16 protein-coding genes, 1 tRNA gene and 1 pseudogene are annotated in these 22659 nt (G+C 49.7%); 7 read left to right on the forward strand and 11 right to left on the reverse strand.

Annotated features, from left to right (window positions below; translation table 11 throughout):
- From prfH to pheA, 3 genes are all read right to left on the reverse strand, one after another.
- Positions 1–639 (reverse strand): peptide chain release factor H, encoded by a 639-nt coding sequence (gene prfH / locus HMPREF2871_RS01190; protein WP_053088467.1) that lies wholly within the window; start codon positions 637–639, stop codon positions 1–3.
- A gap of 2 nt (positions 640–641) precedes the next feature.
- Entirely contained in the window at positions 642–1775 is a 1134-nt protein-coding gene (locus HMPREF2871_RS01195; RefSeq protein WP_049335554.1) for an RNA ligase RtcB family protein, read from the reverse strand.
- A gap of 397 nt (positions 1776–2172) precedes the next feature.
- Positions 2173–3261, reverse strand: coding sequence for a prephenate dehydratase (pheA, locus tag HMPREF2871_RS01200; RefSeq protein ID WP_049323519.1), 1089 nt, complete (start codon positions 3259–3261; stop codon positions 2173–2175).
- 171 nt (positions 3262–3432) lie between these two features.
- Between pheA and tsaE the strand changes: the two genes are divergently transcribed.
- Positions 3433–3903, forward strand: a complete 471-nt coding sequence (tsaE, locus tag HMPREF2871_RS01205) for a tRNA (adenosine(37)-N6)-threonylcarbamoyltransferase complex ATPase subunit type 1 TsaE (protein WP_049344129.1) — start codon at positions 3433–3435, stop codon at positions 3901–3903.
- Positions 3891–5138 carry an N-acetylmuramoyl-L-alanine amidase gene (locus HMPREF2871_RS01210; protein ID WP_049344128.1) on the forward strand — a complete coding sequence of 416 codons (1248 nt, stop codon included), beginning with the start codon at positions 3891–3893 and terminating at the stop codon, positions 5136–5138. Before tsaE ends, HMPREF2871_RS01210 begins: the two co-directional genes overlap by 13 nt.
- 65 nt (positions 5139–5203) lie before the next feature.
- On the opposite strand, the gene HMPREF2871_RS01215 is transcribed toward HMPREF2871_RS01210, so the two are convergent.
- Positions 5204–5806 (reverse strand): DUF4230 domain-containing protein, encoded by a 603-nt coding sequence (locus HMPREF2871_RS01215; protein ID WP_049344127.1) that lies wholly within the window; start codon positions 5804–5806, stop codon positions 5204–5206.
- Between the two features lie 195 nt (positions 5807–6001).
- Here HMPREF2871_RS01215 and ribBA point away from each other — a divergent pair, with 195 nt between their 5' ends.
- The gene (gene ribBA, locus HMPREF2871_RS01220; protein ID WP_193388907.1) at positions 6002–7345 is read left to right on the forward strand and encodes a bifunctional 3,4-dihydroxy-2-butanone-4-phosphate synthase/GTP cyclohydrolase II; all 1344 of its coding nucleotides are present in this window, start codon (positions 6002–6004) and stop codon (positions 7343–7345) included.
- Positions 7346–7499: 154 nt separating this feature from the next.
- Here the strand turns inward: ribBA and HMPREF2871_RS01225 are convergent, their stop codons facing one another.
- The 4 genes from HMPREF2871_RS01225 to HMPREF2871_RS01240 form a co-directional block, all read right to left on the reverse strand.
- On the reverse strand, positions 7500–9980 hold the full coding sequence (locus HMPREF2871_RS01225) for a glycogen/starch/alpha-glucan phosphorylase (protein ID WP_049335548.1): 2481 nt from the start codon (positions 9978–9980) through the stop codon (positions 7500–7502).
- 314 nt (positions 9981–10294) lie between these two features.
- Positions 10295–12280: a glycogen debranching protein GlgX gene (glgX, locus tag HMPREF2871_RS01230; protein ID WP_070629735.1), complete on the reverse strand. Its 1986-nt coding sequence runs from the start codon at positions 12278–12280 to the stop codon at positions 10295–10297.
- A 145-nt stretch (positions 12281–12425) separates the two neighbouring features.
- Positions 12426–16712, reverse strand: a complete 4287-nt coding sequence (glgB, locus tag HMPREF2871_RS01235; protein ID WP_070629739.1) for a 1,4-alpha-glucan branching protein GlgB — start codon at positions 16710–16712, stop codon at positions 12426–12428.
- Positions 16713–16929: 217 nt separating this feature from the next.
- The gene (locus HMPREF2871_RS01240) at positions 16930–17412 is read right to left on the reverse strand and encodes an FKBP-type peptidyl-prolyl cis-trans isomerase (RefSeq protein WP_003683125.1); all 483 of its coding nucleotides are present in this window, start codon (positions 17410–17412) and stop codon (positions 16930–16932) included.
- A gap of 509 nt (positions 17413–17921) precedes the next feature.
- Here HMPREF2871_RS01240 and HMPREF2871_RS01245 point away from each other — a divergent pair.
- The gene (locus tag HMPREF2871_RS01245) at positions 17922–18176 is read left to right on the forward strand and encodes a hypothetical protein (protein WP_049335545.1); all 255 of its coding nucleotides are present in this window, start codon (positions 17922–17924) and stop codon (positions 18174–18176) included.
- 96 nt (positions 18177–18272) lie between these two features.
- A complete protein-coding gene (locus tag HMPREF2871_RS01250; protein ID WP_049344121.1) occupies positions 18273–19646 on the forward strand; it encodes an FAD-binding oxidoreductase in 1374 nt (457 codons plus the stop codon).
- A gap of 54 nt (positions 19647–19700) precedes the next feature.
- On the opposite strand, the gene HMPREF2871_RS01255 is transcribed toward HMPREF2871_RS01250, so the two are convergent.
- Positions 19701–20531, reverse strand: coding sequence for a symmetrical bis(5'-nucleosyl)-tetraphosphatase (locus tag HMPREF2871_RS01255; RefSeq protein WP_004519496.1), 831 nt, complete (start codon positions 20529–20531; stop codon positions 19701–19703).
- 70 nt (positions 20532–20601) lie between these two features.
- On the reverse strand, positions 20602–20991 hold the full coding sequence (locus tag HMPREF2871_RS01260) for a RidA family protein (RefSeq protein ID WP_003746001.1): 390 nt from the start codon (positions 20989–20991) through the stop codon (positions 20602–20604).
- Positions 20992–21161: 170 nt separating this feature from the next.
- Between HMPREF2871_RS01260 and yaaA the strand changes: the two genes are divergently transcribed.
- On the forward strand, positions 21162–21941 hold the full coding sequence (yaaA, locus tag HMPREF2871_RS01265; protein WP_049335610.1) for a peroxide stress protein YaaA: 780 nt from the start codon (positions 21162–21164) through the stop codon (positions 21939–21941).
- Positions 21942–22020: 79 nt separating this feature from the next.
- A tRNA-Ser gene (locus tag HMPREF2871_RS01270) sits at positions 22021–22111 on the forward strand.
- A gap of 243 nt (positions 22112–22354) precedes the next feature.
- Here the strand turns inward: HMPREF2871_RS01270 and HMPREF2871_RS12040 are convergent.
- Positions 22355–22565: pseudogene (locus HMPREF2871_RS12040) on the reverse strand (IS30 family transposase); the annotation flags it as partial.
- Between the last annotated feature and the right edge of the window lie 94 nt (positions 22566–22659).

Below are 22659 nucleotides of genomic sequence, written 5' to 3' on the forward strand. Positions count from 1 at the left end.
TTATTTCTCCTTAAACGTAGCTCCGACAAACGTCCTTTTCGGATTGCCGCGCTCAACTTGATAGAGTTGCGCGTGCTGCTCCTGCGCAAAATTTCCAGCTTGTCCGGCATGATGCTCCGCCAGCTTTTGCGCCAAGAGCATTACCGCCAATTTTTTATTGGCATGCTGGCTGCGTTCGCTCTCGACCCGTACAGAAATGCCGCTTTCTTTATGGGTAGCGCGGACGGCGCTTTCGGTTTTATTGACGTGTTGCCCACCCTTGCCACCCGAACGACAGGTTTGAAACTCGATTCCGTTTTCAGACGGCATTTCATACATCTGCGGCATATCGGGCAAGCGGAAAACTCCTATATACCAATTTTTACGCGGATGTTTTGGACGGACAGGGCTGGGGCATATCCATTGGAGCGTCCCCTGCCAAGTTTGCGCTAGGCTTTCGGCTTTCTGCCCTTCCAACTTGAGCGTCGCCGACAAAATGCCGTGCTTATCGGCGGTTTCGGTAACAAGTTCGGCATCAATGCCTTTTGCTTGGGCTTGAGCAAGCAGCTTGCCCAAGACAAAACGGGCAAATATACGGCACTCTGCCGGCCCTTGCGCGGTAGAAATTTGCAGATAAACCGCTGGTGTATTCTGTTTCATCTTTACACTCCACACTCGCCGCCGGTTTTATAAGTCAAAACAGGCTTGAACCGCGCAACCAATTCAATCAAACCTGCGTTTTTCATGGCGGCAATAACGCTGTCGATACTTTTATAAGCCTGCGGCGCTTCTTCAAAAATCAGGGCCTTATCCTGACAAACGACTACGCTGCCGAATTCGGTCTGGCGCAGACTCTCGGCAGTATATTTGTGCGACAGCCTGCCTTTGCATTCGCCGCGCTGCCATTTCCGACCTGCGCCGTGAGCCAAGGTATTCAACGAAATTTGGCAATCTTCGGCAGGTCGGACCAGATAGCTGTAATCGCCGCGCGAGCCGGGTATCATGACCAAGCCTTTATCGGTGGGCGTTGCGCCTTTTCGGTGCAGCCAACCGGTTGTGCCGTCAATCTCGGTTTGTTCCAAAAAATTATGATGGACATCGAGCAGGCATGTTCCTTCTGCGCGCCAACGGTCGAGCATTCTGGCGGCAATCAAACGGCGGTTAAGGCTGGCAAATTCAAGGGCTGTTTGGTGTTCGGCAAGGTAGGCTGCTGCCGCTTCGCCCCCTTCTGCCAAACCTTGATGCCCAAAGGCGGCAATATGGCGTTGCAAAATCTGCTGGCCTAATCCGCGCGAACCGCTATGTACTAACAGTTGCAGATGGTTTTCATCAAAATCTATTGGGAGCAGATCGGCGCGATAAACAGTATCAACGGTTTGCAACTCGGCAAAATGGTTACCGCCGCCAATCGTACCTACGGCAAGACCGTCTGAAAATGGGAACATATCGACAGCGTCGCCTAATAATTCGACCTGTTCGTCTTTGTCTAGCGGCGTATCGATATTACCCAGCTGTTTGGCGAGTTTGGCCGGTTTGAGTTTGGCTGCACGTAAATCGGTCTGCCAAAACGCCATACCGCAACCGATATCATTCCCAATCAGGGCAGGATAAAAATGACGGTCGCTGAAAAATGCCGCGCCAACCGGATAACCGCGCCCTACGTGTAAATCCGGCATTCCGGCAACGCGTAACATATGCGGTAATCGGGCGGTGGTTTCGAGCTGTGCGACAGCGTTGCCTTCAATCCATGTATTTGAATCGGCAATAATTTGAATATGATGGGGATAATTGCCCATGTGTTTATGCTTTCTTTAAAACGGATAGAAACCGTCAACAGATGACAATAAGCATCCACCGTCTGCGAAATGTTCAGACGGCCTGGTTTCTAGCCGATAATCGTAGGGAAAGCAGCCCGAAGCGGGCGACATGGAATGCGAAAAGCGTTATCCGAAAATCAGACCGACGCTTGGGCTGCAAAGAATGTGATTGAGCGGATTGAAGTATTACGTGTCATGGCTTGCTCCTTTCTTTGCATAAAAATATTAAAAACTTTCGGATTATAGAGTGTTCATTTCCAATCATGCAAACTTACTGGCATCAATCTGCCAATGATGTTGCATAAATGGCAACTATTGAGAACATAATTTAGGCCGTCTGAAAACTTTTCAGACGGCCTTTTATACCCAATAATCCTTACAAAACAACGGTCGGATAAGAGCCGACAACTTTCACGAAGGAAGCGCGTTCGCCCAAAAGCTGCAAGGCTTTTTGGACATTTTCATCGCTTTGGTGGCCTTCGATGTCGATGAAGAACAGGTATTCCCACAAAACCGATTTGCTTGGGCGGCTTTCAAATTTGGTCATGGAAATGCCCAACTCGGTGAAAGGTTGCAGCAAAGAAGTAACGGCACCGGCACGGTTGGGTGCGGAGACGACCAAAGAAGTTTTGTCGTTGCCGCTGCGGCCGGTTTCTTGATGGCCCATCACCAAGAAGCGCGTGGTGTTGTTCGGTTCGTCTTCGATACACTCGGCGGCAAAGCTCAACTGATAAATTTCCGCCGCGATACGTCCGGCAATGGCGGCCACATTCGGGCTGTCAGATTCGGCAACCAAACGCGCTGCTTCGGCATTGCTGGCCACGGCGATACGTTCGGCATTGGGCAGGTTGCGGCCGAGCCAGTCATTGCATTGCGCCAAGGCTTGGGCATGAGCGAAAACTTTGGTAATGCCGCCGATTTCGTGGCTGTCTTTACGCAACAGGTTGTGATGGATGCGGACAACCACTTCGCCGCAGGCTTTTAAAGCGGTTACAGCCAACAAATCCAAAGTGCGGCCCACCGAGCCTTCGGTCGAGTTTTCCACCGGCGCCACCAAATAATCGGCTTGGCGCGTTTCGACTTGTTTGAAGCAGTTGTCGATGGTGGTACACGCCATGGTGTGTGCGGCGTGGCCGAAATGTTTGATGGCGGCTTGCTGGGTAAATGTCCCCTTCGGGCCCAAATAGGCAATCGTCAGCGGACGCTCTACCGCCAAACATTCACTCATAATCTCGCGAAACAGCCGGGTGACCGATTCATCCGGCAAAGGGCCGCGGTTCAAATCCTGAATCCGGCGCAAAACGGCTACTTCCCGTTCAGGACGGTACACCGCGCCTGTCCCTTTCAATTCGCCGATAGCATGCGCATGACCGGCGCGCTCGTTGAGCAAACGGAGAATTTCCGCATCAATGCTGTCGATGGCATTGCGGTGCGGCAATAATTGTTCGTCTATGGATAAAGGCATAAGCTGTCTCGCAATTTTGTGAGGGATATTTTCATTTTAACATTAAAGGCCGTCTGAATTCCGTTTTCAGACGGTCTCAACACTATCTTTATCTAACTTTATCGTCTATCAGGTTTGCAAACGCCGCCAATTCCATCATAATTAAGCCTTTTGAACGACAAGGCCTATTCCATGCACTCAAACGGACTTTACACCCGTTTTCTGCCCGATGAAGAAGCAACCCTGAAACTGGGTGAAGAATGGAGCAAGCAACTCTCCGCTCCGCTGACCATCTATCTTGAAGGCGGACTGGGTGCAGGCAAAACCACGCTGACACGCGGGATTTTGCGCGGACTGGGGCATACGGGCGCAGTCAAAAGCCCGACTTACACCATTGTCGAATCTTATCCGCTGGATACATTCACCCTCCACCATTTCGACCTCTACCGCTTTACCATGCCCGAGGAATGGGAAGATGCCGGTTTGGACGAATTGTTTGCGCCCGACAGCGTCTGCCTCATCGAATGGCCGCAGCAAGGCGGGGAATTCACGCCTCAGGCAGACATTACCATTACATTGACGTACACCGATAAGGGCAGAACCTGCACCTTTTCCGCCCACACAAACCAAGGCCGAAAAAGTTTAGAATCATGGTCAAATTAACTAGAAGACACATTCTCCGTCAAGGCACAGGACTATTTCTCACCCTCACGCCCGTTGGTGCCGCATTAGCCAAACCGGCCTCTCCTGCGCAATTCCTTGCCGTCCGCATTTGGCCGGCGAACGCCTACACACGCGTTACCCTTGAGAGCAACCACTCGATGAAATACCAACATTTTATGTTGGACAACCCCAGCCGGTTGGTTGTAGATATTCAAGGAGCGGAAATCAACAGCGTCCTACAAGGCATTTCCAGCAAAGTACTGTCTAATGACCCTTTTATCCGCAGCATTCGCGCCGGTCAAAATACGCCTAATACCGTGCGTATCGTCATCGACCTCAAACAAAGCACCCATCCGCAAGTCTTTGCGCTCGCCCCCGTCGGCAACTTCAGAAACCGCTTGGTTATCGACCTCTATCCGCACGGCGCAGATGCCAACGACCCGATGATGGCCTTGCTCAACGGCAATGTTCCCAAACAACGTCAAAATACCAATATCGCATACGACACCCCTACCCCTAAAAACAATCGCGGCAGCGGTGGCAACCGCCGTCCCGTGATTATGATCGATCCCGGTCACGGTGGCGAAGACCCCGGTGCAATAGGCCCAAGCGGACTTAAAGAAAAAAACGTCGTACTCTCCATCGCCCGCGAAACCAAAAAACGCCTTGAAGCCTTGGGTTACAACGTATTCATGACGCGCAACGAAGACATCTTTATCCCATTGGGCGTACGCGTTGCCAAAGGCCGTGCGCGCAATGCCGACGTATTCGTGTCCATCCACGCCGATGCCTTTACCAGCCCGTCCGCTCGCGGTACCGGCGTATATATGCTCAATACCAAAGGCGCAACCAGCTCGGCGGCAAAATTCCTTGCCCAAACCCAAAACAACGCCGACGCCATCGGCGGTGTACAATCCAGCGGCAACCGCAACGTCGACAACACGATTTTGGACATGACCCAAACCGCAACCTTGCGCGACAGCCGCAAGCTCGGCCATTCCGTCTTGACCGAATTGGGCAAACTCAACCAACTGCACAAAGGCCGCGTTGACGAGGCCAACTTTGCTGTCCTCCGTGCGCCGGATGTTCCGTCCATTTTGGTGGAAACCGCCTTCCTCTCCAACCCTACCGAAGAGCGGCTGCTCGGCAGCGAATCATTCCGCCAGCAATGCGCCCAAGCCATTGCCACCGGTATTCAAAAATACATCAATACCGCCGTTTTACGACGCGGTTAATGGCTTAATGAAACAAAGGCCGTCTGAAAATTTTTCAGACGGCCTTATCTTTTCAAGCAATCTATTTAACCGCACTTCCCTACCGCAGCCGGATAGACGGATACCTTCGTCTGCGTCAATGCAAACAGGTTTTCCAACTGCGTTTGCGCCTGACGGTTGGCATGTTCCAAAATCTCAGCCTTACATGCGCTTTGCAATACCTGCCGTTTCGCCTCTTCCTGCACCGTCTTAAATACCGACTTATCCATAGGCAGCAAATTAAACGAGCCGGTCTGAATATCGTACACTTCGATATTTTCCAAATCCACGCTCAAGATTTCCACCGCCGGCAGACTGATTAATACCTTGTCGTCCACAATATTGACATTGTCCGAGTTCAACTTGTCCAAATCCAAACCGGCCAACACCTTGCCGCGCACAATAAAAATACCGCTTTGCGAATCCTGCCACAGCCTGCGCCAATCCCCTTTTTTCTCCGTACGGATAATCGTATCGATATAAAATGCCGTACTTTCCAAGCGGTTCATCTGCTTAATCTGCATCAAAACCCCCTCGCGGGACAAAACCTGATGTTCTTCGTTCTGACCATGCAGGGCATAAAACCAGCCGCCCGCAGCCGTCAGCGCACACAACACCAGCACGACCAATCCGCGCCCAAACATTTTCATTTCAAATATCCCCCGTTAAAATAATCATCAAAACATTCCCCATATTCTCCCAAAACCGTCAATTTCAAGCCATACCCAGGCCGTCTGAAACAATAAATTTCATTACCAAAAAGTAATAAAAAATCTCAACAAACAAAGTTTGCCTTTTGGTAAAGACAAGACTACAATCCATTACACACAATTCAATTTCATCTCATCATGAATACCACCGACCTGCGCCGCCACAACCTGCGGCAATGGATAACACAACACCACAACGGCCAGCAGACCAAGTTTGCACAAGCCATCGCCATCAACCAAGGCGAGCTGTCCGCCCTGCTGAAAAACAAATCTTTCGGCGAGAAAAAAGCCCGAAAAATCGAGCAGGCAGCCAATATGCCTGACATGTGGCTGGATCAAGACCACCAAGACCGCCACGCCCCCACCATCAGCCAAGAAAGAAATACCATGTCCCACATCTCCACCATCCCCGAAATCCTAGCAGACATCAAAGCCGGCAAAATGGTCATCATCACCGATGCCGAAGACCGCGAAAACGAAGGCGACTTGCTGATGGCCGCCCAATTCGTTACCCCCGAAGCCATCAACTTCATGATCAAAAACGCACGCGGCCTGGTCTGCCTGCCGATGGACGGCGAAATGGTCGAAAAACTCGGCCTGCCCATGATGACCCAGAAAAACGGCGCGCAATACGGCACCAACTTTACCGTCTCCATCGAAGCCGCCCACGGCATTACCACCGGCATTTCCGCCGCCGACCGCGCCCTGACCATTCAAACCGCCGTTTCCCCATCCGCCAAACCCGAAGACATCGTCCAACCCGGCCACATCTTCCCACTGCGCGCCCAAAAAGGCGGCGTACTCGTCCGCGCCGGACACACCGAAGCCGGCGTCGATCTGGCACAAATGAACGGCCTGATTCCCGCCGCCGTCATCTGCGAAATCATCAACGACGACGGTACCATGGCGCGTATGCCCGAACTGATGAAGTTCGCCGAAGAACACAATCTCAAAATCGGCACCATTACCGACCTCATCGAATACCGCAGCCGTACCGAAAGCCTGCTCGAAGACATGGGCAACGCACCCGTACAAACCCCGTGGGGCGAGTTCCAACAACACGTTTACGTCGACAAACTCTCCGGCGAAACCCACCTCGCCCTTGTCAAAGGCACACCCTCCGCCGAAGAAGAAACCCTCGTCCGCGTCCATGAACCCTTCAGCGTCATGGACTTCATCCAAGCCAACCCGCGCCATTCATGGTCGCTGCCCAAAGCCCTTGAGCGCATCCAACAAGCCGAAAGCGGCGTAGTCATCCTCCTGCACCGTACCGAAGACGGCGCCACCCTGCTCGACCGCACCCTGCCCAAAGGCGCCAACCAAGCCTACAAATGGGACAGCAAAAGCTACGGCATAGGCGCACAAATCCTCGCCGGCCTCAACGTCAAAAAACTGCGCGTCCTCGGCCAGCCGTCATCCTTCACCGGCCTCACCGGCTTCGGCCTCGAAGTCGTCGGCTTTGAAGAAGCTGAAAAATAATCTTGCTTGATTGATGCTCAAAGCAAATGAAACAAAAGGCCGTCTGAAAGTTTTCAGACGGCCTTTTAAGTTTATTATCCAATTCAAAAACAGCGAATATAAAAAAAGCCGACACACCTTTCCGATGTATCGGCTTTCGTTATCTGCTTAACGCTTAATTTCTGCCGGGCAATTCTTTTTCGCTCAATGGTTTGATGTACCAAATATCGCGGCAGTAGTCGGCGATGGAGCGGTCGGATGAGAAGAAGCCCATGTTGGCGATATTGATCAAGGCTGATTTGCGCCATGCGGATACGTTGCGGTAGTGTTCGTCCGCTTTGTATTGCGTGTCGATGTAGCTGCGGAAATCGGCCATCAGTTGATAGAAGTCGCCGTATGGTTGCAACACGTCGTTGTAGCGGTTTGGCTCTTCCGGAGAGAAAGTGCCTTGGCTGATTTGGTTGACGACGCGGCGCAGGTCGCTGTCTCGCTCGATATAGCTCAACGGGTCGTAACCGTTGCGGCGGATTTCTTCGACTTGTTCTACGGTGTTACCGAAGATATAGCAGTTGTCCGCACCGACTTTTTCCAAAATCTCAACGTTCGCGCCGTCCAGTGTACCCATACAGATTGCGCCGTTGAGGGCAAATTTCATGTTGCTGGTACCGGATGCTTCTGTACCTGCCAGTGAGATTTGTTCGTGCAAATCGGCGGCAGGAATGATGATTTGGGCGAGGCTGACGCTGTAATTCGGGATGTAAACGACTTTAATCAGGTCACGGATACGGGTGTCGTTGTTGATGACTTTGGCAACGTCGTTAATCAGTCGGATGATTTTCTTCGCCATGTAATAGGCGGAAGCGGCTTTACCGGCAAAGATGAACACACGCGGCTGCCAATCGAAATCCGGGTTTTCCAGGATTTTGTTGTAACGGTCGACGATGTGCATCACGTTCAATGCTTGACGTTTGTACTCGTGGATACGTTTGATTTGGATGTCGAAAAGTGCATCGGTATTAACTTTGATACCCAGCTCGGTTTCGATGTATTTGGCAAGACGCTCTTTGGCGGCTTTTTTCACTTCGCCGAATTCTGCCTGTACGGAGGCATCGTCCACTTTGTCGTTGAGCTTGGTCAGGTTGTCCAAATGCAGACGCCAGTCTTCGTCGCCCAGATGTTTGTCCAAGAATTTGGTCAGGCCCGGGTTGGCGATGTTGATCCAGCGGCGCGGGGTGACGCCGTTGGTTACGTTGGTAAAGCGTTCTGGGAACACTTTGGCAAAGTCGGCAAAGATGGATGTGGTCATCAAATCGGAGTGGATTTTTGCCACGCCGTTGACTTTGTGCGAACCGATCACGGCAAGCCATGCCATGCGAACGCGACGGCCGTGGGTTTCGTCAATGATGGATACGCGGCGGACAAAGTCGTCGTCGAAGTTACCGATGGCACGCAAGGCATTGAGGAAGTAGGCGTTGATTTCAAAGATGATATCCAAGTGGCGCGGCAGCAGACGGCCCATCAGGTCAACCTGCCAAGTTTCCAAGGCTTCGCTCATCAATGTGTGGTTGGTGTAAGAGAAAATCTTACAGCACATATTCCATGCTTCAGTCCATGCAATGCCCTCTTCGTCAATCAGGATACGCATCAATTCTGGAATAGCGAGTACCGGATGGGTGTCGTTCAAGTGGATGGCGACTTCGTCCGCCAAAGTGCGGATACTTGGGAAACGGCATTTGTGGCGGGCAACGATGTCTTGAACGGAAGCGGAAACCAAGAAGTATTCTTGTTTCAAGCGCAATTCGCGGCCGGAATCGGTAGAGTCGTTCGGATACAGAACGCGTGAGATGTTTTCGTCGCTGTTTTGTGCGCGAACGGCAGAGGCATAGTCGCCTCGGTTGAAGTCGGCAAGGTCGAACAGGTTGCCTGCGTGTGCAGTCCACAAACGCAATGGGTTGGCACATTCGCCGCCATAGCCCGGAATGATTTCATCGTATGCCCAAGCAGAAATTTCTTCGCTTGGCTGCCATTCTTTTTTGTCGCCCAAGTTCAACACTTGACCACCGAAACGGACGGAATATTGTTTGTTCGGACGGGCAAACTGCCATGCCAAATCTTGGTCGAGCCACAAATCAGGTTTTTCAACTTGTTGGCCATCCACGATTTCTTGTTTGAACATACCGTATTGGTAACGGATGCCGTAGCCCATGGCCGGAATGCGCAGGGTTGCCAAAGAGTCGAGGAAGCAGGCGGCCAGACGGCCCAAACCGCCGTTACCCAAACCCGGATCTTCTTCTTGTTCGCAGACATCGGCAAATTCTTTGCCCAGTTGCTTAAAGGCTTCTTCAAATTCGGCGTAAACGCCTTCGTTAATCAGCGCGTTGACAAACGAACGGCCGAGCAGGAATTCCATAGACAGGTAATAAACCATGCGTTTACTGTTATCAATGTGGGCGCGGCGTGTTTTGAGGAAATCTTCCGCAATCAGGTCACGCGCGGCAAGCATGGCGGCGTTGAGCCATTGGTGTGAAGTTGCCTCCTTCGGATCTACGCCCAAGATGAAAATCAGCTTGTAAACGATGGATTTACGGATGGTTTCGGCGTCCGGTTTAGGCATTACATAATCGTAACCGGAGATGGGGAGTTTTTTCTTAGCCATGGAAGCCTTTCTCTAGCGTGAGGCACTGGACAACGCGCCTGATGGTTTTATTAAAAACAACGAAACTCGGTTTTCAGACGGCCTGACAACGGCAACAGGCCGTCTGAAAGGAATGGTGCGTAGATTTGTTACAAACTAAGGAGATTATAGCGGAAAGATTCAAAAAAAGGATATATTTTTCTTTATAAAACATTCAATTAACAATTAAACCATTCATCATCTTATTGGCATTTTCAATTTATACCACTAAGCTGCAAATCAGAAAATACCGACAAAATATCAAAAAGTTAGTAAAATAATAGTTTGATTCTCATTTAATTTGTTTTATGTAAAATCCAAATCCCCATATGCTCAACAACACATTTTCCTGATTCTTCGTAATTAAATTTCTCAGATGGTACGCAAGAAATTTCCCAATTGCCTTGAGGCAGGTTAAATAACTGACGACTACGTTTGGCATTGACCAACAGCAGCCATTTATCGTCCAAAACAATCTGAATCGCTTTACTGCCCCTGTTGTGCCAACAATATTCGGTCATCGGGATGCTATCGGCATTAAGCCATTGCACACGCTCTTTTTCCCACCAGCAATCATCTGTCAGCAGCTTGATTTGACTGCGGATGCGTATCAGCTCTTGGGTGTAATTCTGCAACATATGGGACTCATTTTGCCAATCCAACCATGTAATCAGATTATCTTGGCAGTAGCTGTTGTTGTTGCCGTGCTGACTGTTGCCAAACTCATCGCCGGCCAAAAGCATGGGCGTACCGTTAGATAAAAATAAGGAGGCAAGCAGCGCTTTGGAAGTGTATTCGCGGTTGAGCAAAACCTCTTCATCATCGGTTTCACCTTCTACGCCGTGGTTGTAGCTGATGTTTTCATTATGCCCGTCACGGTTGTTTTCGCCGTTGGCTTCGTTGTGTTTTTCGTTGTAGCTGACCAAATCACGCAGAGTGAAGCCGTCGTGTGCAGTGATGAAGTTGATGCTGGCGGACGGGTGGCGGCCACTGTGGTTGAAAATATCGGACGACCCGGCCAAACGTTCGGCAAATGCACCCAAATTACCGCTTTCCCAAGACCAAAACGCGCGCATATCATCGCGGAAACGGCCGTTCCATTCGGCAAAAGGTTGCGGGAAATTGCCCAAGTGATAGCCGCCCTCGCCGATGTCCCATGCTTCGACAATCAGCTTCAAATCGGCCAAGACCGGGTCTTGATACAGGACTTGGAAAAAACGGCCATACGATTGGAAATCGGGCTCGCGTCCCAATACGGTTCCCAAGTCGAAACGAAAGCCGTCGACATGAAACTCTTCAGCCCAATAGCGCAGGCTGTCTGTTGCCCAACGGGTAACATCGCGACGGACGATATTGAGCGTATTGCCGCAACCCGACCAGTTTTCATAATTGCCGTAAGGGGTGTGCCAATACCATAACGTGTTGTCGATACCGCGCTGACACAGCATCGGGCCTTTGTCGTCCTGCTCGGCCGTGTGGTTGTACACAACATCTAAAATCACTTCCAAACCTGCCTGATGCAGGGCTTTGACCGCTTGTTTAAATTCTGCCGCCGCACGTTCGGGATTGTCGGCATAAGACGGCTCAACGGCAAAATGGGAATAAGTGTTGTAGCCCCAATAATTGCTCAAGCCCATCTGCTGAAGATGGTATTCGTCCAAATGATAATGAATCGGCAGCAGCTCGACCGTCGTTACCCCCAACTCTTGCAGATAGGCCAAAACCCGTTTATCACTCAAGGCTTTATAAGTACCTGCATATTTCAAATCGGGGAACTGCTTGGTAAACCCTTTGACATGGGCTTCATAAATAACGGTTTTGCCCCACGGTATTTCTGGACGGCAATCTTTGGCCCAATTAAATCGGCTGCGTCCGATCACGACGCTTTTCGGCGCAACAGCGGCATTGTCGCGCTCATCTTCCGGTCTGAACCATGCCATTTCTTCAGCGGTACGGTAGCTTGGTTTGCCGTCAATTTTTTTGGAATACGGGTCAATCAGCAATTTGTTGGGATTAAAACATGAGCCGTATTCTGCGTTTTCACGTCCATACACGCGAAAACCGTATCGCTGTCCTGCCTTAACGTCCGGCACAAATCCGTAAAATACCGAACCGCGCCGCGAAGGCATCTCCAAACGGGTTTCTTTATCTTTATCAAACAGACACAATTCGACCTTTTCGGCATTGATGGAAAACAAGGTGAAATTCGTACCCTTGCTTGTCAGGGTCGCGCCCATGGGATAAGGCTTGCCTTCCTCGATATGCCATGATTTGGCAGTCATAGAATGATTCCTTGGTATGTATTTGGTTTCGTGTCCAATATAAGGCCGTCTGAAAATCTTTCAGACGGCCTTGAATCATATTGATATCACTATCTTTTAATTTTCAGCTGATTAGGCAGGAACGATACCCATCCTCAAAGTTGATTTACGCTTCGTCTTTGACTGCCGCCTGATACAGGTAAACGGTTGCCAACGGCGGTACGGTAACAGACAGGGAATTTGGTTTGCCATGCGACCAAACTTCTTCTGTCTCTACCGTTGCGCCGGCAGAAACGCCGCTGCCTTTGTAATGCAGGTCGTCTGAGTTGAGGATTTCGCGGTATTCGCCGGCAGAATTCACACCAAAGCGGTAGCCTTCGCGTACCACAGGCGTGAAGTTGCTGATGACGATAACGCGGTTGCCTTCACGGTCGCGGCGCTCGAAGACAAATACGGAATTGTCGCCGTCATCGGCAACCAGCCATTCAAAGCCTTCAGGCCATTGGTCCAGTTGGTAAAGCGGCGCAGTGTCTTTATAGACATGGTTCAACTCGCGTACGAAGTCTTGTACGCCTTTGTGCCAGCCACCCTCTTGCTCCAGCAGGAACCAATCCAGTCCTTCGTTGTAGTTCCACTCGCGGCCTTGTGCAAACTCATTGCCCATAAACAAGAGTTTTTTGCCGGGGAAGCCGTACATAAAGCCGTAGTAGGCACGCAGGTTGGCAAATTGTTGCCAACAGTCGCCTGGCATACGTCCGAGCAGCGAACGTTTGCCGTGCACGACTTCATCATGTGAAAGTGGCAGGACAAAGTTTTCACTGTACTGGTACATCATGCCGAAGGTCATTTTGTTGTGATGGTATTTGCGGTTGATGGGGTCTTCCATCATGTAACGCAAAGTATCGTTCATCCAGCCCATATTCCATTTGAAGCTGAAGTTCAAACCTTCTTGGCGGGTCACATTGGCAAACGAAGTAGATTCTTCGGCGATTTCAGTCGCTGCCGGAACTTCCTCTTTCAACATGGTGTTGGTATCGCGCAGAAAAGCGATGGCTTCAAGGTTTTCATGGCCGCCGTATTGGTTCGGAATCCACTCGCCGTCTTTGCGCGAATAGTTGCGGTAAATCATCGAAGCAACCGCGTCAACGCGGATACCGTCGAAGCCGAAACGTTCTATCCAATACAGGGCGTTGCCTTGCAGGAAGTTTTTCACTTCATTTCTGCCGAAGTTGTAAATCAGGGTATTCCAGTCTTGATGGTAGCCTTCGCGCGGATCGGCATGTTCATACAGCGCGGTGCCATCAAACTTGGCCAGGCCGTGATCATCGGTCGGAAAGTGTCCGACCACCCAGTCGAGGATAACGCTGATGCCCTCGTCGTGCGCGGCTTTAATCAATGCGCGCAATTCTTCCGGCGAACCGAAACGGCTGGTCGGCGCATACAAGCCGGTTGCTTGATAGCCCCATGAGCCGTCAAACGGATATTCGGAAACAGGCAGGAACTCGATATGGGTAAAACCCATGTCTTTGATGTATGCCACCAGCTCTTTGGCGAGCTCTTCGTAAGTCAGCCAGAAATTGTTTTCCGGATTGCGCTTCCACGAACCCAAATGTACTTCATAAATGCTGATCGGCGCATCAATAGCGTTGGCACGGGCGCGGAAGGCCGGTTCTTCCACTTCGTCAGGCAAACCGCGCACGATAGATGCCGTGGTTGGACGCAGTTCCGCACCGAAAGCATATGGGTCGGCTTTTTCACGTACATTACCGTTGGCATCGCGGATTTCAAATTTGTAGAGGGCGTTGAGTTTGACGGCAGGAATGAAGATGTCCCAAATGCCGTTGTCGCGGTGGAAACGCATCACATGGCGGTGGCCGTCCCAGTTGTTGAACTCGCCGATAACGGAAACGCGTTGCGCATTGGGCGCCCAGACGGCAAAACGTACGCCCTTCACGCCGTCCAACTCGGCAAAATGCGCGCCTAAAGTCTCATAAGGACGCAGGTGTTTGCCTTCGGCCAACAGCCAGGAATCCATGTCTTGCAACGCAGAGCTGAAATGATAAGGGTCTTCTTCAATCACAGGCTCGGTGTCTTCGGTGTAACGGATACGCAAAGCGTAATCGGGCGCATCATCGGGCAAGACAGCCACAAAGAAACCGCGTTCATCAATTTTTTCAGACGGCACGATGACTTCGCCGCTGCGGCGGTTCACGATATCCACGCTTACTGCGCCGGGAATCAAAACGCGCACTACTTCATCGCCCTCTGCAAGGCGGTGTCGTCCCAGATAAGCGAACACATCGCTATGGGTGGCAAGAAACAGGCTTTCGACCGTATCGCGCTCGATTTGGTCAAGTTCATGATAAGCCTTGATTTGGCTGTTTGTTTTCATGCGTACCTCGTCAATAATGGCAAGTTGGCCGCCCATGAGGCGGTGTTGTAGGAAATCTTCCAAAGAAACCGGCATTTTTTGCGCCCAGTTCGGATAGCCTTCGGTTACACCCGGGACATTCAGATTGTCGATGACGCCCAGTAGGTTTTCCAGTTGTACGGCGTAAAGCTTGCTGCGGCTCAATGCGCCGTATTTGTGCAAAGCCGCCAGCAAGGTTTCATCGGCTTTTGCCGGCATTTGTACGTCTGCACCCAGACAGCCGGTTTCTTTCAATTTGTCCAGCAAATCGGCTTTATCGTGTTCGCGCTCATCCAAGGCCGTCTGAAAAGCGGCTGCATCAGGCAAAGTACCGAGTTTGAACATCGTATCCAAATCTTTGCCTATCCAATAACCTGCCAAGGGTGCGACATCGTGGGTACTGATGACCGTAATCGCCTGCTCGGGGTATTCGTCAGGTAATTGAAAACCGTTCCAGCCCTTGCTGAAATACATCACTTTGTAGGAGAACACTTGATAGCGGTTGAGCAGATAACGCGCTTGATCGGGTACCGTCCCCAAATCCTCGCCGATAATGACGCAACGGTTGCGCTGGCTTTCCAATGCCAAAATGGCAAAAGTCACTTCGGCATCGTAATGCACATATGCGCCGAAATCTGCTGTTTTATCCTTTAAAACCCACCACAAACGACACAATGCCATCACATGGTCAATCCGCAACACGCCATACAGACGCATATTTTCGCGCAACAGATGGGCAAACTTTTCATAGCCCGTATGCTTCAACATCGACGGATTAAGCGGCGGCAAATCCCAATTCTGCCCTGTCGGCCCTAAAGGATCGGGCGGCGCACCGACCGATACGTCCATACAATAATCTTGGCGGTTTAACCAAGTATCCGCGCTACCTCGCGCCACGCCGACCGCTAAATCGCCGTAAATGCCGAGTTTGACACCGTATTCGGCAGCGGCTTGGTTAACTTCTTGCAATTGCTCCGCGCAAAGCCATTGCAGCCACATATAAAAACGGATTTCCCGCTCATGACTGCGCTCGAATTTTTCTACTGCTTCGCCATCAGGTTGATGAAATTCAGACGGCCATGACTGCCAACCCACTTGTCCAGGACGGCTGTAATACTGGTCCAAAGCCTCAAACAAACCGAAGCCCTGTAAGGCTTTGCCTTTTTCCATCACAAACGATTCAAATGCAGCACGCTCATTTTCCGCGGCTTCACAAGTATCTTGTTCAAATGCATTAAACGCCATTTGCAGCGCATCACGTTTGCATGCCCAAACCGCGGTATAAGTCACCGTTTCCGTGATACGCAAAGCAGCGATGCGCTGACGGATTTTCGGTTGCGCCAGCCAGTTTTTCAGTTGCTCGTTATAAGTAAACGCCCCGACTTTCTCTATATCCAAATAAATCGGATTGAGCCATTCGCGCGAAGAAGGGCTATACGGGCTGGCAAAGGCAGGCTTGCTGGTAAACAAGGCGTGCAAAGGGTTGATACCGACAAAATCCAGCTTTTTCTCTGCAGCATATTTCATCAGGCTCAGCAAATCGGTAAAGTCGCCTATGCCCCAGTTGCGCTCGGAACGCAGGCTGTACAAATGCATGGTCAAACCATTCATCCGTCCGCCATTGGCAAGCAGTTTGGGTTGATAAACCGATTCAGGCGCAACAATCAGGCGTACAAGGCGACATTTGCCGCCGGTCTCGGCCGACAAAGTGTAATAACCGCAAGCCAGTTGGGGCAGCTTAATCCAAAGCGTATCGTTGTCGCCCAGATACAAAGTCAAGGTCTGGCACTCATCCGCCTCATCAATCAATACGACCGCTTCCGCACCATGAAATTCAGACGGCATCTGTAAAGATTCTTCGCCATTTTCATGCGCAACCATCGTATTCAAATAAAGGCCATCTGAATCCGGTTTGCTTTTATCCAAAACAGCAACAATCGATTCCAAAACTTCCGTTTTGGTCACACGATAAGTGCCGTTGATGTCGTGATAACCTAAATCAATACCGGCCTGTACCGCCTGCTGCTCCAATGTTTCACTCATTGTATTCTGCCTGTTTTACCAATATCAGAATCTTAATACAGATTCTGCCGCACCGTGATATGTAATTCATTGTAGTATCAAACAAACCCCATATTTCCCCGCTTGATTTGACCTGAGCCAAAATTTCCTATTTATCTGTCTTGTAAAAACTTAAAGGCCGTCTGAAAAGGAAGGTTTCATTCCTTTTCAGACGGCCTTCATCATGCTTCAAGCCTGATTAGTGGTGGTGATGACCGTGCGGGCCATGTACGTGACCGTGGGCAATTTCTTCCTCAGTCGCATCGCGTACACCTTCAACGGTCGCTTTGAACAATACTTTCATACCGGCCAAAGGATGGTTGCCGTCTACTACGGCTTTACCGTCGGCAACATCGGTTACACGATAAATCAATACATCGCCTGTTTCCGGATCATCGGCTTCAAACATCATGCCGACTTCAACTTCAACAGGAAATACGCTTACATCTTCAATGCGCACCAACTCAGGATCTTGCTCGCCGAAAGCATCATCGGGCGACAAAGCCACTTCGACGGTATCGCCTACATTTTTGCCGTGCAACGCTTCTTCCACCAAAGGGAAAATACCGTCATAACCGCCATGCAAGTAAGCAATCGGCTCTTCGGTTTTGTCCAACAACTGGTTGTTTGCATCGTACATTTCATAATGCAGGGAAACTACGGAATTTTTAACAATAGACATCATGTCGTCCTTAATCAATATTTATAAAGTCAAGTTCAGGCTATTCTATCACAGCTGTAACTAAACAATCGGTTTACCTTAAACAAATACTTTTAGCAAACACAACAAAACCGAAAAAGTCCATATAAAAAACAAAATCGAATGATTCCAATCCATAAAAGTTGCTTTTTCACAACACAAAGTTGCTAAATTACAAAAATTTCCCTAAACGCAAAAACATTCCAAACCCTTAAAACCTATAACAAATAAAAATACACAACTCATTGAATACAATGTATTTTTAAAATCTTCATTAATAATGAATATTTTTAGATGATTTTTCGCGCGCCAATATGATTTACATTATTTTCACTATTTTCGTATTGATTTTAGCCGGCAAACGGTTACGCAACGTTGCATTGACCTATCCCGTGGGGCATAATATTGAAAAATTCAGCAATGAATTTCTACTGTATAGGCCGTCTGACGGCTATTTTTAGTTTAAATCGATTTAAAAAAGGTTCTTAAAAATGAAAAAATCTCTGTTCGCTGCTGCTTTGTTGTCTTTAGCTTTGGCCGCTTGTGGCGGTGCTGATAAAGCTGCTGAAACTGCCGCTTCTGCTGCTTCCGAAGCCGCTGCTTCTGCTACTGAAGCTGCTGCATCTGCTACCGAAGCTACCGCTTCTGCTGCTACCGAAGCTACTGAAGCTGCTGCTTCTGCTACTGAAGCTGCTGCTTCTGCTACTGAAGCCGCTGCTTCTGCTGCTTCTGAAGCTGCTAAATAATATTCTTTTGAATATAAGAAAAGCAGGATACCATTGCGTATCCTGCTTTTTTTACATTCCTCACACTCCCCTTCCCGATTTTCCCACCTGACCGCCATGCACCTTCACGACCGTTTTGCTGAGTTTCTTTCCGCCTCTGAAATCATCGAAGCCACTCCGGCCTTGTTAAACGACCAACGCCGCCGTTTTGTTTCTTCGCCGGATATTGTCTTACAGCCGAACTCTGTCGAGAGCGTACAGAAAATCATGCGTTTCTGTTTTGAAAACCGCATCCGGGTAACCCCGCAAGGCGGCAATACCGGATTATGTGGCGCAACGGTAACCACCGAAGGCGTACTGCTCAACCTCTCCAAGCTCAACCGCATCCGCGATATCAACCTTGCCGACAACAGCATGACGGTTGAAGCTGGCGTGATTTTGCAAGATGCTCAAAAGGCGGCAGCCGAAGCCGGACGACTGTTTCCGCTCAGCCTTGCCAGCGAAGGCTCTTGCCAAATTGGCGGCAATATCGCCTGTAATGCCGGCGGTTTGAATGTCTTGCGTTACGGCAGCATGCGCGATTTGGTATTAGGTTTGGAAGTCGTTTTACCCAACGGCGAACTGGTTTCCCACCTTCAGCCCCTGCACAAAAACACAACCGGCTACGACTTACGCCATCTTTTTATCGGCAGCGAAGGAACATTGGGCATCATTACCGCCGCCACACTCAAACTCTTTGCCCTGCCCAAAACCAAAGCGACAGCATGGGTAGGTTTAGACGATATTGAATCCGCCGTCTCGCTTTTGACTGCGGTGCAAGGTCATTTTGCCGAACGCTTGACCAGCTTCGAGCTGATCAGCCGCTTTGCCCTCGATTTATCTTCAGAATTCAGCCAACTCAAAAAGCCTGCCGATGCGGAATGGCATATTTTGATTGAACTTGCCGACTCCGTTCCCGACGCAGGTTTGGATGAAAAACTTGCCGAATTTCTCTATCAAAACGGATGGGAAAATAGTATCTTGGCGCAATCCGAGCAAGAGCGCTCCGACTTATGGACCTTGCGTGAAAATATTTCCGCTTCCCAACGCAAACTCGGCACCAGCATCAAACACGACATCGCCGTCCCTATCGCCCAAGTAGCCGCCTTTGTCCGCCAATGCGCCCCTGCCTTGGAAACCCGCTTTCCCGGCATACAAATTGTTTGCTTCGGACATTTAGGCGACGGCAGCCTGCATTACAATACATTCCTGCCCAATGTATTGAGCAATGAAGCCTACCAATACGAAGACGCCGTCAATACCATTGTTTATGAAAACATCCTTGCCTGCCACGGTACGATTGCCGCAGAACACGGCGTAGGCATCATCAAAAAACATTGGCTGCCCCGCGTACGTACGCAGGCCGAACTCGTTCTGATGCATGCCATCAAAAATCAGCTTGACCCTTATGGCATTATGAATCCAGACAAACTCCTGCCTTCTTTGGATTAACCAATACAAAAAGGCCGTCTGAAACATTTCAGACGGCCTTTTATCTTATCCAAACTATTTCAATGCCGTTTTCCAATCCAATCCGCCCAACGACGGTACCTGTATCACTTCATTGGTATCCAAATTGACCGCTGTCAGCTCTCCGCCCCACAACGCGCCGGTATCCAAAGCAATGACCTGATCGGTATTAACGTAGCCCAATGACGACCAATGTCCAAACACGGTAATATAATCCAAATTCTGCCTATCAGGCGCTTTAAACCAAGGGCGCAGGTAAAGCGGCATTTTTTTTAAAGTGGATTTATATTCGTAATCCAATTCGCCTTTGTACGTCAGCGCACGCATACGGGTAAAGACGTTGATAATCATGCGTAGACGCTCATAGCCTGTCAAATCATCTGTCCACTCGGTCGGCTTGTTGCCGTACATTTTGCCAAAAAATTTCCTGTACTTTTTACCTTGCAATTCATCCTCAGCTTCACGGGCAAGGCTTTCGGCCTTATCAACCGACCATTGAGGCAAAATACCGGCATGCACCATCACATGCCTGTCGCCGCGCACCAAAAGCGGTTGATGACGCAGCCAGTCCAATAGGGATTGACTCTCGGGATGGGTCAAAATCGGCTCAACCGTATCGCTGCGCTTGAGCGTTCCTTCACCGCAACCGACGGCCAAAAGATGTAAATCATGATTGCCCAAAACCATTTGCACGCTGCTGTCATGCTCTTTGGCAAATTTCAGGGTTTCCAATGACTTTGGGCCGCGATTGACAATATCGCCGACCAGCCAAAGGGTGTCCGTACCATGATTAAAGCCGATTTTGGCAAGCAACAAAGTCAGCTCGTCAAAACAGCCTTGAATGTCTCCGATTGCGTAATGTGCCATTATTATTGTTTTCCGTTGTTATTCTTTTCAGACGGCCTCAAGCCCAGCCCAGGCCGTCTGAAAACATCAATTATGCATTTAAAACCAATACTGCCTCTGCTTCAACCTGAACGCCTTTAGGCAGGCTGGCCACGCCAACCGCCGCACGTGCAGGGAAAGGTTGTTCGATAAATTCAGCCATCACTTCATTGAACACGGCAAAGTTAGCCAAATCAGTCAAATAAGCATTGAGTTTGACGATATCATTTAAAGAACCGCCGGCTGCTTCGGCTACGGCTTGCAGGTTTTTAAATACTTGCACGGCTTCTGCCCGGAAGTCGCCATTGCCGACCACAGTCATCGTAGCCGGATCCAAAGGAATCTGACCGCTCATATAAACCGTATCGCCTGCGCGGACTGCTTGGCTGTATGCGCCAATCGCGGCAGGGGCTTTGTCGGTATGAATAATGGTTTTAGACATGATATTCTCCTCAAGTAGAAATGTCAGAAACAGGGGGAAGCTTCGAATTTTACTTTCAACAGAAATACGTTTCAATAAAAGCATTCAATTAATGCGTTTAGCCCGTCTTGTTCTTCCTCGATTTTAAACCTACAATCCCACACATTATTCATTTCAAAGCCGAAATTATTATGTTTTTTGTCTTATCCCCAGCCAAAAACCTCAACGAAAAAGACCCCTCCCCCGTCAGCAGCTTTACCCAGCCCGACCTTCTACCCGAAGCGGAAATCCTGATGCAGGAGTTGCGTCAGCTTGCCCCCCAACAAATCGCCGAGCTGATGCATGTTTCCGACAAAATCGCCCTGCTCAACGCCGAACGCAATGCCGCATGGCACACGCCGTTTACGCCTGAAAACGCCAAACAAGCCGTATTTATGTTCAACGGCGACGTCTATGAAGGCATTGCCGCCGATACGCTCAAACCGAAACAAATCGACTACCTGCAACAACACGTCCGTCTGCTCTCCGGCCTATACGGCGTACTGCGCCCGCTCGACTTGATGCAGCCCTACCGCTTGGAAATGGGCACAGCCTTTACCAACACGCGCGGCAAAAACCTCTACGAATTTTGGGGCGATAAAATCACCGACCTGCTCAACCAAACGCTGAAGCAGGCAGGCAGCGACGTTTTAATCAACCTCGCCTCACAAGAATATTTCAAATCCGTCAACACCAAAAAACTCAACGCACGCCTGATTACGCCGATTTTTAAAGACGAGAAAAACGGCAAATACAAAATCATCAGCTTCTACGCCAAGCGTGCGCGCGGTTTGATGGTGCGCTACGCGGCAGAACACGGCATTACCGAGCCTGAAATGCTCAAAAACTTCGACTACGAAGGCTATTCATTCAATGAAGCAGCTTCAAACGAAGCCGAATGGGTATTCATGCGTAAAGAACAATCTAAATAAAAACAGAATCCTAGATATTTTTTCTAAAATACCTCTTGGCAAAGGCCGTAAGTTCCATTAGTATTACGGCTTCAAGAACGGAAGCGTGGCAGAGCGGTTTAATGCAACGGTCTTGAAAACCGTCGAGGGTTGATAGCCCTCCGTGAGTTCGAATCTCACCGCTTCCGCCATTCTTGATATTTTTTATCCAGTAAAAATGAAATGCGAGACTTGATGATTCAAGTCTTTTTTTATTTTCAAATCCAAAGAATACCCAAGGGCCGTCTGAAACTTTCTATAACGCAGTTTCAGACGGCCTAAAACCTTTAAAACTCCCCCAAATCCCTAAAGTCCTACCCAGACATTTAGGAATTTGAGGGATTTTTGCCAAGGTCTCCGCTTTTCTAATCTTTGCCGTCAATGGTATCTGCCTACCCATCACCAATGCGGAATTTTTGCTCAACCATGTGGGGCTTTTCCTATGCCGACGCGATCGTGCATTTTGCCTCAGAGCCGTGTGCTGCCGTATCATTTGCGGTAGGGTTTGCTGCATATTCTGAGCTGTTGCCAAAGAGTACTGCCGTTGCTTTTATCTTGGAGAAGGTCGCGGTAAACGGCATTATGATGGGGTGTCATTCGATGATGGTGTGGTGGTAGGACAGGTCTTGAATGTGATATCGTTCTTCTTGGGTCAGTTGAGTGTCGCTCAGGGTAATCTTTCTTATAGGAAAGGCTGTAT

The organism is Neisseria sp. HMSC067G12, from assembly GCF_001812725.1.
Classification (GTDB): domain Bacteria; phylum Pseudomonadota; class Gammaproteobacteria; order Burkholderiales; family Neisseriaceae; genus Neisseria; species Neisseria perflava.